General features: G+C 68.1%; 11 protein-coding genes. 5 read left to right on the top strand and 6 right to left on the bottom strand.

The genetic code is table 11. The annotated features are described in order from the left end of the window. A complete protein-coding gene (locus tag ACE3RX_RS06740; protein ID WP_374481636.1) occupies positions 1–1161 on the bottom strand; it encodes a pyridoxal phosphate-dependent aminotransferase in 1161 nt (386 codons plus the stop codon). Positions 1162–1270: 109 nt separating this feature from the next. Between ACE3RX_RS06740 and mtnA the strand changes: the two genes are divergently transcribed. The 5 genes from mtnA (at position 1271) to ACE3RX_RS06765 (ending at position 11763) form a co-directional block, all read left to right on the top strand. Beyond that, complete coding sequence (mtnA, locus tag ACE3RX_RS06745; RefSeq protein WP_374481638.1) at positions 1271–2326, top strand: S-methyl-5-thioribose-1-phosphate isomerase; 1056 nt, start codon at positions 1271–1273, stop codon at positions 2324–2326. Positions 2327–2348: 22 nt separating this feature from the next. Then, on the top strand, positions 2349–3032 hold the full coding sequence (locus ACE3RX_RS06750) for a class II aldolase/adducin family protein (protein WP_374481640.1): 684 nt from the start codon (positions 2349–2351) through the stop codon (positions 3030–3032). Between the two features lie 11 nt (positions 3033–3043). After that, complete coding sequence (locus tag ACE3RX_RS06755) at positions 3044–7693, top strand: response regulator (protein WP_374481642.1); 4650 nt, start codon at positions 3044–3046, stop codon at positions 7691–7693. A gap of 22 nt (positions 7694–7715) precedes the next feature. Then, positions 7716–8870, top strand: coding sequence for an HD domain-containing phosphohydrolase (locus ACE3RX_RS06760; RefSeq protein ID WP_374481644.1), 1155 nt, complete (start codon positions 7716–7718; stop codon positions 8868–8870). Between the two features lie 91 nt (positions 8871–8961). Continuing rightward, the gene (locus tag ACE3RX_RS06765; RefSeq protein WP_374481646.1) at positions 8962–11763 is read left to right on the top strand and encodes a putative bifunctional diguanylate cyclase/phosphodiesterase; all 2802 of its coding nucleotides are present in this window, start codon (positions 8962–8964) and stop codon (positions 11761–11763) included. Here the strand turns inward: ACE3RX_RS06765 and ACE3RX_RS06770 are convergent, their stop codons facing one another. The 5 genes from ACE3RX_RS06770 to ACE3RX_RS06790 all read right to left on the bottom strand — a co-directional run bounded on the left by ACE3RX_RS06770 (position 11764) and on the right by ACE3RX_RS06790 (position 15916). Then, the gene (locus ACE3RX_RS06770; RefSeq protein ID WP_374481648.1) at positions 11764–12222 is read right to left on the bottom strand and encodes a glycine zipper 2TM domain-containing protein; all 459 of its coding nucleotides are present in this window, start codon (positions 12220–12222) and stop codon (positions 11764–11766) included. 185 nt (positions 12223–12407) lie between these two features. Then, positions 12408–12947: an LEA type 2 family protein gene (locus tag ACE3RX_RS06775; protein ID WP_374481650.1), complete on the bottom strand. Its 540-nt coding sequence runs from the start codon at positions 12945–12947 to the stop codon at positions 12408–12410. Between the two features lie 2 nt (positions 12948–12949). Further along, the gene (locus ACE3RX_RS06780) at positions 12950–13819 is read right to left on the bottom strand and encodes an NAD(P)-dependent oxidoreductase (protein ID WP_374481652.1); all 870 of its coding nucleotides are present in this window, start codon (positions 13817–13819) and stop codon (positions 12950–12952) included. A gap of 2 nt (positions 13820–13821) precedes the next feature. Continuing rightward, positions 13822–14694, bottom strand: coding sequence for an NAD(P)-dependent oxidoreductase (locus tag ACE3RX_RS06785; RefSeq protein ID WP_374481654.1), 873 nt, complete (start codon positions 14692–14694; stop codon positions 13822–13824). 76 nt (positions 14695–14770) lie between these two features. After that, positions 14771–15916, bottom strand: coding sequence for a sorbosone dehydrogenase family protein (locus tag ACE3RX_RS06790; RefSeq protein WP_374481656.1), 1146 nt, complete (start codon positions 15914–15916; stop codon positions 14771–14773). Positions 15917–16050 lie beyond the last annotated feature (134 nt).

The raw sequence follows: 16050 nt of genomic DNA on the forward strand, positions 1-16050 counted from the left end.
TTAGCAGAAGCGTCCGAGGCGCTCGAAAGCCGCCTCCAGCGTGTCATCCCGCTTGGCGAAGCAGAAGCGGATCACCTTTTCGTCGCGGCCGTCGCCGAAGAAGGCCGACAGCGGAATCGCCGCGACGCCGACCTCGCGGGTCAGCCATTCCACGAACTCCGTGTCGGGCATGTCGGCGATCGCCGTGTAGCGGGCCGTCTGGAAATAGGTGCCAGCGCAGGGCAGCAGCTCGAAGCGGGTGCCAGCCAGCCCGCGCCGGAAGAAATCGCGCTTTTCTTGGTAGAACGCGGCCAGGCGCAGATGGCGCCCGGCATCGGCCATGTAGTCGGCCAGCGCCAACTGCACCGGCGTATTGACGGTAAACACGTTGAACTGGTGCACCTTGCGGAATTCCGCCATCAGCTCCCGCGGCGCCAGCACGTAGCCCACTTTCCAGCCCGTCACGTGGTAGGTCTTGCCGAAGCTGGAGACGATGAGGCTGCGCTCGGCCAGCTCCGGGTAGCGGGCGGCGCTCTCGTGGCGGGCGCCGTCGAAGACGATGTGCTCATACACCTCGTCGGCCACCACCACGATGCCGGTGCCGCGGGTGATCTGCGCCAGCCGCTGCAGATCACCCGCCGACCACACGGTGCCGGTGGGGTTGTGCGGCGTGTTGATCATGATCATCCGCGTGCGCGGCGTGACCAGCGCCTGCACCGCATCCCAGTCGGGCCGGTAGTCCGGCGCGGCCAGGCAGGCACGGCGCACCACGCCGCCTTGCAGCGTGATGGCCGGCACGTAGGAATCGTAGACCGGCTCGAAGACGATCACCTCGTCCCCCGGATGGACCAGCGCCGCCACCGCGGTGAACAAGGCCTGGGTTGCGCCGGCGGTCACCGTGATCTCGTGTTCCGGGTCGTAGGCCGCCCCGTACAAGTCCTGCACCTTGGCGGCGATCGCCGCGCGCAACGCCGGCGTGCCCGCCATCGGCGCGTATTGGTTGTGGCCGCTGCGCATCCAGTGGGCGACCCGCTCGAACAACGCGTCCTCCGCATTGAAGTCGGGAAAGCCCTGGGACAGGTTGATCGCCCCGCACTCCTGGGCCAGGCGGGACATCACGGTAAATACCGTCGTCCCCACTTCGGGCAGACGGGAAACAATCGGCATGGGAAAAGACGGCATCGCAAATACACTCCGGATCAGGCCCGCCGATTCTGGCAGATGGACCGTGGCAGAGCCAACCGGCGTCAGGCGCCGCTACAATCTGGCCGCCATTCAACGAGGAACCACCGTGTCCGACACCTGCCCAACCCTGCGCCGCGACGGCGACCAGGTCGTGATTCTCGACCAGACCCGCCTGCCCTACCGGGAAGTCTTCCTTCGCCTCGACAGCCTGGCCGACGCTGCCACCGCGATCCGCGACATGCAGGTGCGCGGCGCTCCGCTGATCGGCGCCACCGCCGCCTTCGGCATTGCATTGGCCCTGCGCGAAGATGGCTCGGACGCCGCGCTGCAGGACGCCGACGCCTGCCTGCGCCAGACCCGCCCCACCGCCGTCAATCTGCACTGGGCGCTGGACCGCATGCACGCGGCGCTCGCCCCGCTGCAGGCCAGCGCGCGCAGTGCCGCCGCCTGGGCCGAGGCCGAGGCGATCCGCGCCGGTGACGCCGCGGCCAACGCCGCCATCGGCCAATACGGCCTTGAACTGCTGCGCCAGCTGCCGGGCGCCGGCCAGCGTCCCCTGCAACTGATGACCCACTGCAACGCCGGCTGGCTCGCCACCTGTGGCCACGGCACCGCGCTGGCCCCGATCTACGCCGCCCACGCCGCCGGCCTGCCAGTCCACGTGTGGGTCAGCGAAACCCGCCCGCGCAACCAGGGCCTGCTGACCGCCTGGGAGTTGGCCCGCGCCGGCGTGCCCCACACGCTGATCGCCGACAACGCGGCCGGCTGGCTGATGGCCGAGGGGCGCGTGGACGGCGTGATCGTCGGCGCCGACCGCATCGCCGCCAACGGCGACACCGCCAACAAGGTCGGCACCTACCTCAAGGCCCTGGCCGCCGCCGCGCATGAGGTGCCGTTCTATATTGCCGCGCCGCGCTCGACCATCGACTTCGGCTGCCCAGACGGGCGCCACATCCCGATCGAGGAGCGCAGCGCCGACGAGGTCCGCGCGATCAGCGGCCTTGGCGATGACGGCGAAGTACAGCGGGTGCAGCTGGTGCCTCCCCGCTCCGCCGCCTGCAATCCGGCCTTCGACGTCACGCCCGCACCATTGCTGGATGGCATAATCACCGATTTGGGCGTCTACCCGCCCAATGCGCTGGGCCCGCTGGCCCGGGCTTGAACCTCTCACCAGGAGGCCTCTGATGAACGAGAACGTACTTCGCGAAGGTCTGCTCGCCACCGCCCGCAGCATGGCCGCCAGCGGACTCAACGCCGGCACAGCCGGCAACGCCAGCGTGCGCTGCGCGCGAGGCTTCCTGATCACCCCCAGCGGCCGCCCCTACGAGGACTGCAGTAGCGAGGACATGAGCCTGGTGGCAATGGACGGCAGCTGGAGCGGCCCCTACGCGCCGTCCAGCGAGTGGCGCATCCACCGGGACATCTTCGTCGCCCGGCCGGAAGCCGGCGCCGTGCTGCACGCCCACTCGCCTTTCGCCACCGCGCTGGCCTGCCATCGGCGCGACATCCCGGCCTTCCACTACATGATCGCCCGCTTCGGCGGCGACAGCATCCGCTGCGCCCCCTACGCGACCTTCGGCACCCAGGCCTTGTCCGAGGCGGCGCTATCCGCGCTGGAAGATCGCAACGCCTGTCTGCTGGCCAATCACGGCATGCTGGTGTTCGGCGAAGACCTCCGTCACACCCTGGCCCTCGCCATCGAGTTCGAGACCCTCTGTGAGCAATACTGGCGGGCCTGCCAGCTGGGCACGCCGGTCGTCCTCGGCCCGGTCGAAATGGCCGAGGTGGTTGCCCGCTTCAAGAGTTACGGGCGGGCCAAGGCAGCCGACACCCCGAACACGGCCAATCCGCCCGCCGAGCTGGACTGAACGCCCGGCCGATGCCCGATCAACCGCCCCGCAGCCCCCTGCCACGCCAGAGCCTCGCACGCAGCCTCCTGTGGCGGATGTCAGCCGTCTTCGTGGCCTGCCTGCTGGTCTTCGGCGGAGCCTTCCACTACCTGGTCGTCGCGCCGGCCACCCAGACCCTGGCGCGAGTCCAGCTCGACCTCGCCACCCGCCAGGTCCACGCCGAAGTGGAACGGCAGCTCCGCCACATCGAGATCGAGCTGCGTACCGCCCGTGCCCGCAGCGAATCAGGCCGCCTCGACGTCACCGACGTGGAGGCCTTCAACACCGCCCTGCTCCCCGTCCTGACCGGCACCAAGCTGATCACCGCCGTCCACATGGCCCGTCCCGACGGGCGCAGCCTGAGCCTGCAGCGGGACGGCGACGGCTGGTACAACCTGCTCACCCCGGCCACCAGACAAGGAGGCGGCAGCCGCTGGCTGCGCTGGTCCTCGTCCGGCCGCCTGCTGCGCGAGGAGTCCTCGGAAGAGCGGGATGACGCCCGCCGGCAAGCATGGTTCGACACCGCCATGCAGGCACCGGCGCTCGACCCGCTGGCCTGGTCCCCGCCCTACCGCAGCCCCCCCAACGGCGACAGCGGCATTGCGGTGGCCACCCGCTGGCTGGGCCCCGACGGCCAGCCCCGCATGCTGGCCTTCGAGATCCAGCTCGACGCCCTGTCGGTGCTGACCGTGGATACGCCGGTCGGCGAACGGGGCGGCAGCGCGATCCTCAGCGCCGCTGGCGACGTGATCGGCGTGCCTCGCTATCCGCGCTTCGCCAACCTTGAAGACCGCCGCGCTGCGGTATTGCGCCCGGTGGCCGAACTCAACGTGGACTTTCTCACCCACGGCTACGCCCGCTGGCTCGACAATGATCGCCTGGGCGACAAGAGCTTCCATTTCGAGAACGAGCACGAAGACTGGCTGGCCGAGTTCATCCCCCTCCAACTGGGCAACCAGCAGTGGTGGGTCGGCGGCTTTGCCCGCGAGACCGATTTCATCCCGGCGCGCCTGCGCGACGTGGCGCCGGCACTGCTGGCATTGATCATCGCCGCGGCACTGATCGCCACCCAGCTGGCCCGCCGCGTGTCGCGCCGCATTGAAACCGACCTCGCCGCCCTGGTCGAGCGTAGCGAGCGCATCGGCCGGCTCGACCTCTCCCCCACCCCGCCCCTCGCCACCCCCTGGCGCGAAATCGCTGGCCTGGCGGAATCCCAGGAGAACATGCGCACCCAGCTGCAGCGGGCCGCCGACGAGCTGATCCAAGCCCGCAACGAGCTGGAAGAGAAGGTGGACCTACGCACCCATCAGCTGGAGGAAAAGTCCCAGGCGGTGGCCAACCAGCTGCTGTTCATCGAAGTGCTCCTCGACGCTCTGCCCAACCCGGTGTTCTACAAGGACTCCGACGGGCGCTTCCTGGGCTGCAACAGGGCCTACGAGGAAGCCTTCGGCACCACCCGCGCCTTCCTGATCGGCAAGACCGTGCTCGACCTCCCCTACCTGCGTCCGGCCGAGCGCATGGCTTTTCAGGAGGAGGACCTGCTGGTCATCGCCAACGCCAGCGCCGCCCACAGCGAACGCCGCATGCCCTTCGCCGACGGCCGCGAGCACGACGTCCTCTACTGGGTATCCGGCTTCCGGCTGGCGAACGGTGGCCCCGGCGGGCTGCTCGGCGTCATGGTGGACATCTCCGCCCAGAAGGCAGCCGAGCGCAAGGCCCTGGCTGCCGACGAATGGAGCCGGCGGATGCTCGAGTCGAGCCCGGTCGCAGTGGTCATCAACCGCCCGGAAGGCACGCCCCTGTTCGCCAACACCCGCGCCCTGGTGCTGGCCGGTACCGACATGCAGACCTTCATGGAGCGCCCGGTGACCGGCTGGTTCCGCGACCCGGCGGCGGGCGAACGAGCCCTCGGCCGCCTGCGTGAAGGCTTGCCGGTGCGGGATATGGAGATCGAGTTCCAGGACATAGGCGGCAGGTCGTTCTGGACCCTGATGACCATGGAACAGATCGAGATGAAAGGGGCCCCGGCCCTGATTAGCTGGTGCTATGACATCACCGCCCGCAAGACCGCCGAACAGGAGCTGCGCAAGCTATCCCTGGCCGTCGAGCAAAGCCCGTCGATGCTCCTGATCACCTCGCCGGGTGGCGCCATCCAGTACGCCAACCCACGCTTCAGCCAGGTTTGCGGCTTCAGCATCGAAGACCTGCGTGGCACCCGGCCAGACCTGCTCGACGCCCTTGGCCTGCCCTTCGAGTTCCAGGCTGAACAATGGGAGGCCCTGCGCACCAACGGGGTCTGGCGCCGTGAATGCCAGCTCCGCCGACGCAGCGGCGAACCGCTATGGGTCGGCCTGTCGGTCAGCGGCCTGGCCGAGGACAATGGCGAAATCACCGATTGCATCTGGGTCTTCGAGGATCTCTCCCTCTACCGCCAGGCCGTCGATACCCTGCGCGAGGCCAAGCGCCTGGCCGAAGAGGCGGCGGAGTCCAAGGCCCGTTTCCTGGCCAACATGAGCCACGAGATCCGCACGCCGATGAACGCCATCATCGGCCTGGCCAGCCTGTGTCTGGGCACCGAACTGCCGCCACGCCAGCTCGACTACGTCACCAAGATCCATGCCGCCGGCACCTCGCTGCTGCACGTGGTCAATGACATCCTGGACTTCTCGAAGATCGAGGCCGGCAAGCTAAGCCTCGAGCAGGTCCCCTTCGCGCTCGACCAGGTGCTCGACAACGTGCTCACCTTCGTCGGCCAGAAAGCCCGCGAGAAATCCCTCGAACTGCTGCTGCAGCTTGGGCCGGACGTCCCCCAGGACCTGGTCGGGGACCCGCTGCGCCTCGGCCAGGTCCTGACCAACCTCGTCGGCAACGCGGTCAAGTTCACCGAGCGCGGTGAAGTCGACGTGCAGGTGGAAGTCACGCGCCGCACGGCGCGCCAAGCCACGCTGCGCTTCACGGTGCGTGACACCGGCATCGGCATGAGTACCGAACAGCTCGCCCGCCTGTTCGAAGCCTTCGCCCAGGCCGACGACTCGATGACCCGCCGCTTCGGCGGCACTGGGCTGGGGCTGTCCATCTCGCGCCACCTGGTCGCCATCATGGGGGGGCAGCTGGTGGTCCGCAGCGTGCCCGGCGAAGGCAGTTGCTTCAGCTTCGAAGTCGGCTTCGAGCTCGCCGAACCCCGCGCTCCCCGCGCCCTGCCCGGCATCCTCGAAGGCTTGCGGGTACTGGTGGTGGACGACCACCCGGTAGCCCGCACCGTGCTGCTCGAGCTCCTGCGCAACTTTCCCTTCCGCTGCGAGGCCGTGTCCTCCGCGGCGGAGGCCGTGGCCGCCGTGCGCCGCGCCGATGGCGGAGATCGCTTCGGACTGGTGCTGATGGATCTGCGCATGCCCGACCAGAACGGCATCGAAGCGACCCGCCGCATCAAGCAGGACCGCAGCCTCGCCTCGCCGCCGACGGTGATCCTGCTGACCGCCTTCGGCGACGACAACACCTCCGCCGAGGCTGCCGAGGCCGGTGCCGATGGCTACCTGCACAAGCCGGCCACCGCCTCCACCCTCCTCGACGCCATTGTCGAAGCCTTCGGCACCGACGTGGCCCCCCCCGCCCCCAGCACGCGCGCGGAGGCTCCCAGCCTGGCCGGCCTCCGCATCCTCGTCGTCGAGGACAACGACATCAACCAGCAGATCGCCTGCGGCATCCTCGAGCGGCTCGGCGCCACCGTGGACGTGGCCGACAACGGCCGGATCGCGGTGGACGCCCTGAATGCCGCACCGGACGCCTTCGACGTGGTGCTGATGGACCTGCAGATGCCCGAGATGGACGGCCTCGAGGCCACCCGCCGGATCCGCTTGAATCCGCAGCTGGCCGGCCTGCCGGTGATCGCCATGACCGCCCACGCAATGGTCGACCAGCGCCAGCGCTGCCTCGAAGCCGGCATGAACGACCATGTCGCCAAACCTATCGTGGTGGAATACCTGGTCGAAGCGATCCTCCGCCACACCCGTGGCGGCAGGGCTCGAGGCGCCGTCCCCGCCGAACCGGTCGGCAGCCTGCCGCCCCTGCCCGGCCTCAATGTGGGCGCAGCGCTCCGCCGGGTCGGCAACGACGCCGCCCGCTACCTCGGCCTGCTGCGCCAGCTCAGCCGCAGCCAGGTCGATTGCCCTCAGCGCATCGATGCCGCGCTGGCCGCCGGGGACGCCGCCACCGCCGAACGCCTGGCCCACACCCTGCGCGGAGCCGCCGCCAACCTCGGCGCCACCGCCCTGCAGGAAGCGGCGGCAGCCGTCGAATCCGCCCTGCGGGCGGGGAGCACCTCCGATGCGGCCCGCCGTAGCCTGCACGCCGAGATGGAAAGCCTGCAGGCACTGCTTGCCAACGCCCTTCCGCCCGAAGAGGAGGCCCGTGAGGGGTGCCAGCTCGACGATGCCGCGTTCGAAGTGGCGCTCCGGGAACTGGCCCAGCTCATCGAAGCCGCCGACGGCTGCGCACCCGCCCGCTTCCGGCAGATCCGTGCCGACCTGGCTGCACGCCTGGGCAGCGAAACCGCCGGAGAAATCGCTGGCGCCCTGCAGGCTTACGACTATGATCAGGCCCTGGCATGCCTGTCCTCGCACAACCAGCCGAATGGCACCTAACGGGTGCCGGAGCCACTGACCAATGCCCTCTACCGATCCCCGCAACCCGCTGATCCTTGTTGTCGATGACGCCCCGGACTCCATCGAGCCCATCGTCCACTGCCTGCACCACGCCGACTTCCGTACGCGCATCGCCACCAACGGCGCCCGCGCCCTGGCCCTGGCGGCCAGCAAGCCGCAACCGGACCTGATCCTGCTCGACGTGACGATGCCGGACATGGACGGCTACGAGGTATGCCGGCGCCTGATGCATGACCCGCAGACCGCCAGCATCCCGGTGATCTTCCTGACCATTCGCAACGAGGAGGTGGATGAGCAGCTCGGCTTCGACGCCGGCGCGGTGGACTACATCACCAAGCCGATCAGCCCACCGCTGGTCCTGACCCGGATCCGCAACCACCTGACCCTCAAGGCCGCCAGCGACTTCCTGCGCGACCGCAACACCTACCTCGAGCAGGAGGTCGTGCGCCGGACCCGGGAACTGGGGCTGATGCAGGACGCCACCATCGTCGCGATGGCCTCCCTCGCCGAAACCCGCGACAACGAAACCGGCAACCACATCCGGCGTACCCAGATGTACGTGCGCGCCCTCGCCCGCCACCTGCAGCATCACCCGCGCTTCAGCAGCGAACTGAGCGACGAGAACATCGAGCTGATGTACAAGTCGGCGCCGCTGCACGACATCGGCAAGGTCGGCATCCCCGACCGAATCCTCCTCAAGCCCGGCCGCCTGACCCCGGCCGAGTTCGAGATCATGAAGACCCACACCACCCTCGGCATGGAAGCCATCAGCCGGGCCGCATCCCTGTTCAGCCTGTCTGCCGGCTACCTGCGCTACGCCAAGGAGATTGCCCTCTCCCACCAGGAAAAATGGGACGGCAGCGGCTATCCCCAGAGCCTCGCCGGCGAACGCATCCCCCTCTCGGCCCGCCTGATGGCCGTCGCCGACGTATACGACGCACTGATCAGCAAGCGGGTCTACAAGCCCGCCTTCACCCACGAGGAGGCCAGCGCCCTCCTGCAACAGGGACGGGGCACCCACTTCGACCCGGACATCCTCGACGCCTTCGTCGAACTGCAGGACGAGTTCCGCGCCATCGCCCAGCGCTTCGCCGACGTGGAAGTGGATCACGAGCGCGAAGCTGAACGGCTACGCCAGGTCTTCGGCGACGACTGATCCGGAACGGAACTCAAGATCGGCAGCTTGCGGCCGTTAAGTGGGGCGAGGATCCGCCGATAGAGATCCCGTAATTCCATCAGGAGACTCGATGACCCGCAGCACGGCTTCCGCTAAGGTTGTCGACGCATTTCGCCGTTACGGGCTGGCTGTTCTTGTCTTCGCCCTGGTTTTTGCTTTCACGCTGAACAGTTACCAGAGCACCATCCGTGAGGAGCGGGAGGTCGCGGGTGCGCGTTTCCAGCAGCTGGCCCGACAGCACATCGCCCAGTTGCGCGAGCAGGCCGAAGGTCTGGTCACCCTCAGTGAAGTCCTGCGGCGCCATTTGGCGCAGGCCCCGCAGACCGACAAGCGCGAATTCGCCGACTTCGTCGCACCACTACTGGCCCACCACCCGGAAATCAGCCGACTCGGCGTCCTCAGCCTGAAAGATGGCGAGGCCCGGCTGCGCGTTGGCGTGACATCAAAGGGTGAAGCGCAGCCTGAAAGCGCCCTGTTTCCTGCCGAGCACATTCCGGACGAGGCCAAGCGCAGCCTCCAGCAACGGATCATTCAGGCGGCCAACGGTCAGGCGGGCACGGCCAGTCGTGTGCTCACCGCACACCAGGGTGACGGCAACGGCGGCGAGACCCTGCTGTTGCTCGCGCCCATCCGGCTCTTCGCCGCGCCGCGCACCGTAGCCCACGAACTGGTGTTCATAGAGGTTCCGCTGCACCGGCTGCTCCACGAGATGCTCACTCCCGCAACGGACGACGGCCGTACTCCCGTGGAATTCGAACTCATCGACACCAATGACGACGCCCATCGGCTGTTCGCGACGCCGGACTACCGCCTGGGCGACCAGTCCTACGCGGACGCCATCCAGATCTATGATCACCACTGGCTGCTGATCGCCGCTCCGGGTAGCACCGGCCTGACCGACGAGCCGACCCCTGAAGCTGGCGCCAAGCTGTTTTCCGGCCTGTCTCTCGGCGTCCTGGCCGCGCTGGTCCTGTACGTTCTGCAAACCCGGGCCGAAGCCATCCGCCACCAGGTCACCGAAAAGACCCTCGCGCTGGCGGACGCCAACGAAGCCCTCGGCCAGTACGTGAGCGCGCTGGCCGAGACCAACCGCCTGCTGGAAACCGAGGTGGAAAAGCACGCCCGCTCCGAAGCCCTGCTGCGGGAAACCACCTCGCTGCAGCGGGCCATTCTGGACTGTGCCGAATACGCCATCGTCTATACCGACTCCAACGGCATCATCCGTGTCCTCAATCCGGCAGCCGAGCGCCTGTTCGGCCACTCGGCCGAAAGCCTGGTCGGCCTGGAAACACCGCTGGTCTTCCACACCGCCGAGGACATCGCCCGCTGGACCCTCGCCCACCGCGGCAATGGCTTTGCCGCCCTCGCCGAAGAAGCCAGCGCCAGCAACAACCCGGAACCGCGGGAGATCAACCTCCGCCGCCGCGACGGCAGCATCTTCCCGGCCAACATCGCCATCTCGGTGGTGCGCGACGGCAAGAGACAAGTCCGCGGCTACCTGGGCATCATCGCCGACATCACCCAGCGGCGGGCCGCCGAGAGCCGCATCCGCCACCTGGCCCACTACGACAACCTCACCTCGCTGCCCAACCGCACCCTGCTCAACGAGCATCTGTCCGAAGCGATCGGCCAGGCGGCCAAGCTGCAGCGGGGCGTGGCGGTGCTGTTCACCGACCTGGACCGCTTCAAGTTCGTCAATGACACCCTCGGCCACCAGGCCGGCGACCAGTTGCTGCTGCTGGTTGCCCAGCGCCTGCGCGCCTGCGTGCGCGACGGGGATTTGGTGGCGCGCACCGGGGGCGACGAGTTCGTGGTGGTGCTCGGCGACCTGGAGGAAGGCAGCATGCCGGAAGACGTGGCCGAGCGTATCCTCACCAGCCTGGCCCGCCCCTTCGACCTGTCGGGCCAGCAATGCACGGTCACGCCGAGCATCGGCATCGCCCTCTACCCGGGCGACGGCCTCGACGGCCACGCGCTGATCAAGAACGCCGACGCCGCCATGTACCTCGCCAAGGAGCGCGGCCGCAACAACTACCAGTTCTTCGACCACGGCCTGTCGGCGCGCTACAGCGAACGGCTGGAACTGGAAAACCGCCTGCGCCAGGCCCTCGAGGCCAACCAGCTGGAACTGTTCTACCAGCCGCAGGTGGACACCCTGTCCGGCGAGCTGATTGGCCTCGAGGCGCTGATCCGCTGGCGCCTGCCGGACGACACGATGGTGCCGCCCGACGTGTTCATCCCGATCGCCGAGGAGTGCGGCCTGATCGTCCCGATCGGCGCCTGGGTTCTTCACGAGGCCTGCCGGCAGAACCATGCCTGGCTGCAGGAAGGCATCTGCCGCGTGCCGGTGGGCGTCAACCTTTCGGCCCGCCAGTTCGACGATGCCGACCTGCTCGACACCATCAAGTCGGCCCTTGCCGACGCACGCCTGCCGCCCGCCTACCTGGATCTGGAGCTGACCGAGAGCCTGGTGATGCGCAACCCGGAACACACCCGCAGCCTGCTGGCCGAATGCAAGAAGCTCGGCCTGCAGCTGTCGGTGGACGATTTCGGCACCGGCTACTCAAGCCTGGCCAACCTCAAGCGCTTCCCGATCGACCGCCTGAAGATCGACCGCTCCTTCATCAAGGACATCGTTAGCGAACCGGACGACGCAGCCATCGCCCAGACGATCGTCGCGATGGCCCACACCCTGCGCCTGGAAGTGATCGCCGAAGGCGTGGAGACCGAGGCCCAGCTGGCCCTGCTGCGCCGCTGGCGCTGCGACGCCTACCAGGGCTACCTGTGCAGCCGCCCCCTCAGCGCCACCGACATGACCACCATGCTGCGCGGCCTGCGCGCCTCACGGCTGGTGTCGCTGACGCCGGTCTGATCAGTAAGGGTAGCCGGCCATCCGGCTACCCACCACGCTGCCCAGCACCGCACCGACGGCGGTCGCCGCCACGCGGCCGCTACCCCGGCCGATCTGGTTGCCGATCACCCCGCCAGCCAGCGCACCGACCGCCTGGCCAACCACCCGGTTGCCGTCGTAGCGCGGATAGGTGACAGCCGGTTGCGGCGGGTAATAGGCCTCCGGCTGCGGCTGGGCGTAATAGACCGGCCGGTCGCGATAGACAATGCGCTCCCGGTACACCACCTGCGGCGGAGCCTGATAGACGGCCGGCGGCGCCTGGTACACCACCTGCGGCTGCTCGTAGACCACCACCGGACGGCCGCCGTGGCGATACCGGTGATCGCAGTGATCGTCGTCATCGTCCCAGCCGCGATCGGCAAAGGCATTGGCGCTGAAAACGACGGCGGCCAGAACCGCCGGGATCATGAGCTTTTTCATGGTTCAACTCCTGCTTGGATCGGGCGGCGCAAGTGCCACCCCTTGCAGGAAATAACGCGACGAGCCGCCCCGCGTTGGCAAGCGGAATGTAAGCCCATGTTGGTTTGTAAGCGCGCCCCGCAGGGGCGAAGGCCTGTGGAGGCGAATGCACTCGCCCCCCACGGGAAAAGCATCCCAGCCACGGCTCAGAAAGTCTCCGACGGCCCCTTCTCGGGCACAGGCTCGGACTTCGATCCGTTGCTGCCGCCAAAGATCTTCGGGAAAGCCACCTCGCCACTCTTGTCAAAGTCAAAGCCGCCCAGATTGCCGGTCACCAGGCGCCCGCGGATTCGGTAATCGACCTTGTCGCGGCCCCGCCCCAGTTCGCCGAACTGGCGCAGCAACTTGTCCAGCCCGGTCGTGGCGGTCACATCCAGTACGGCTTCGCCGAGCCGCGGCACCACCACCGCCTGATTGCTGACCCCATGCGCAAAGGGTTGGCCGTTGATGTCCACGTTGACATCAAGCCCTTCGATGGGAATCTCGGCGTTGTTCGGGTTGGTGATGCGCAGGCTCACGACAAAACGCTGCTCAAACAGGCCAGCGTCCAGCAGGCGGATGCCGGCCACCTTCACGTCGGGCTTTTTCAGGCCCAGCGTCAGCCCGGCGCAGCCCCCCAGCACGCTCGCCGCCACTGCGGCCCCCAGCGACAGCGCAAAGCGTCGGCGTGAAATTGGCGTCGTCACGATCATTCTCCCGCGGGTTCGAGCACCTTCAACAGGCTCGCCGTATCGTCCCGGCCGCCGCCAAGCGCCATCAGCGCGTTGAGCTGCTGCCAGGTCTGGGCCGCCACCGGAAGCGGCGCACCAATCTGACGGGCCTCTTCCATCAGGATAGCGAAATCCTTGTGATGCAGCCGCGACTGGATGCCGGCGACGAAGTCCCGCCGGGCCATGCGATCTCCCATCACGTCGAGCACCCGCGAGCCAGCCGAGCCGCCCATCAGGGCTTCGCGCACGCGGGCCAGGTCAACCCCATGGGCACTGGCCAGGCGCATCGCCTCGGCGCAGGCCTGGATCGCATTGACCATGATCATCTGGTTGCAGGCCTTGGCCACTTGACCCGCCCCGGCCGGACCGATATGCACCACCGTCTTGCCCAGCGCGGCGAACAGCGGTCGAACGCGCTCCAGCACATCCGCCTCGCCACCGGCCATGATCGCCAGCGTCGCATCCCGCGCGCCGATCTCGCCGCCGGACACAGGCGCATCCAGCCAACCGATGCCGCGCTCGGCATAACTAGCCGCCACCTTGCGGGCCGTGCCCGGTGCGATGGTGCTCATGTCCACATGGATGCCACCCGGCACGAAACCCTCGATGAGGCCACTCGCACCAAGCGCCAGGTTCTCCACATCGGCGCTGGCCGTCACCACCGAGATCACCACCTCGCAGCGGCTGGCCAGCTCGGCCGGCGTCGCACAAAAGCTGGCGCCGGCCTCAAGCAGCGGCGCCGCCGATTCCGGCCGGCGCGCCCACACCGCCAGCTCGTGACCCGCCGCCAGCAGGTGGCCGGCCATCGGCCGGCCCATCACCCCCAGTCCGACAAATCCGACCCGCACCGTCATTCTCCCGACAGGTTTTCCAACAACTTGAGGGCGGCGATGGAGTCCTCCTCGCCCATACCGCTGCCGACCAACGCATTGAAGAGCTGGGCCGTCGCCGCGCTGCTCGGCAGCATCAGGCCGAGGCGGTGGGCCTCCTGCATGACGATGTTCATGTCCTTCTGATGCATCCAGGCCTTGAAGCCCGGCTTGAAGTTGCGGTCGAGCATGCGCTGGCCGTGGTTCTCGAGGATGCGGCTGTAGGCGAAGCCGCCGAGCAGGGCCTCGCGCACGCGGCCGGCATCGACACCGCTCTTGCGGGCAAAGTTGAAGGCCTCGGCCACCGCCATCACACCGACGCCGGTGAGAATCTGGTTACAGGCCTTGGCGACCTGGCCGGCACCGGGCCCGCCGATCAGCGTGGCGGCCTTGCCCATGCAGGCGAACAGCGGCTTGACCTTCTCGAAGGCCGCTTCGTCGCCGCCGACCATGATGGTCAGCCCGGCGTTGATCGCCCCGACCTCGCCACCGGATACGGGTGCGTCGAGCATCGTCACGCCCCGCTCGGCGAGCCGGGCCGCAATCGACTGGGCAGCCGCCGGCGCGATGGTGCTCATGTCCACATAGATCAGGCCGGCCTTGGCCCCTTCGGCCACGCCGCCGGCACCGAGGGCCACCTGCTCCACGTCGGCGGCGTCCGCCACCATCGAGAACACCACGTCACAGGCCGCGGCCACCGCCGCGCTATTGGCGGCCCCCTTGGCACCGGCTTCCAGCAGCGGGGCCATGGATTCGGCGCGGCGCGCCCACACGGTCACGTCGTAGCCGCCCTTGAGGAGGTTGAGCGCCATCGGGCGCCCCATGATGCCCAGACCGATGAAACCGACTTTCATTGCTTGCGTCCTCGCGACCGAAAAGGACGCAGCCTAGCGGCCAAGGCGCAACGACGCAATCGGGGCAAATGCGCGCTTACGCGCCGCCGCCGTAGCTCACCCGGTAGATCGCGCCGGCCTGGTCATCGCTAATCAGCAGCGAGCCATCCGGCAAAACTAGCACATCGGCCGGCCGCCCCCACACGCGTTCCTGGCCACCGGGATCGACCTGCAGCCAGCCTTCGGCAAAGACCTCCTGGCGCAACGCCTTGCCGGCTTGGTCTACCTCGACACGCACGATGCGGTAGCCGGACTTGCGGCTGCGGTTCCACGAACCGTGCTCGGCGATGAAGATGTTGTTGCGATAGGCCGCGGGGAACATCCGGCCAGTGTAGAAACGCATGCCGAGCGCCGCCACGTGGGCACCCAGCTTAGCGACCGGCGGCGTGAAGTCCTTGCACGCGCGCTTGGCGCCGAACTCCGGATCGGGGATGTCGCCCTGGTGGCAATAGGGATAGCCGAAATGCTCGCTGCTCTTGCCAACCCGGTTCAGCTCGTCGGAAGGCAGCTCGTCACCGAGCATGTCGCGGCCGTTATCGGTGAACCAGAGACTGCCGTCGGCCGGGTTCCAATCGAAGCCCACCGTGTTGCGCACGCCCCGGGCTACGACCTCCGCACCGCTGCCATCCGCACGAACGCGCTGGATGTTGGCGTAGCGCCGCTCGTCCGGCTCACAGATGTTGCACGGCGCGCCGACCGGCACGTAAAGCCAGCCATCGGGCCCAAAGGCGATGAACTTCCAGCCATGGTGCGTCTCGCTGGGGAAACGGACATTCAGCTCTCTGGGCACGGGCGGCTTATCCAGCCCGCGGCCGACGCCATCGAGGGCGACGATGCGTGACACCACCGACACGAACAGGCTGCCGTCCCGGTAGGCCACCCCCACTGGCTGCTCCAGCCCGCTGGCCAGGGTACGCACACGCGTCGCCCGCCCCTTGTCGATCTCCACCCCATAGACCTTGCCAGCATTGCGACTGCCCACATAGACCACACCACGCCCATCGGCGAAGTCTCCGAGAGTCATCCCGCGGGCGTTGGGGACCTGGTCGGTCAGCACCTCGATCCGGAAGCCCGGTGGCAGGCGTAGCGTTTCCAGCTGCGGCGCCGCCAGCGCCGGAATACAGAACCCGGTGGCCAGCAACGCGGCTCCACGGCGCAGGACTTTCCAGAAAACGGATCTCACACCCTTCTCCCTGTGTCGATTGACGTCAGCTACCAGCATGCCGTGGCTGAGGCCCGGCCGCCACCGGCCACGGCACCCAGCCGGCCCCGTGACATCGTCATTGTCTTTGCTGCCGCCGGCATCTATCTTGGACG

Origin of the sequence: Zoogloea sp. (assembly GCF_041914405.1) — a bacterium.
GTDB lineage: Bacteria > Pseudomonadota > Gammaproteobacteria > Burkholderiales > Rhodocyclaceae > Zoogloea.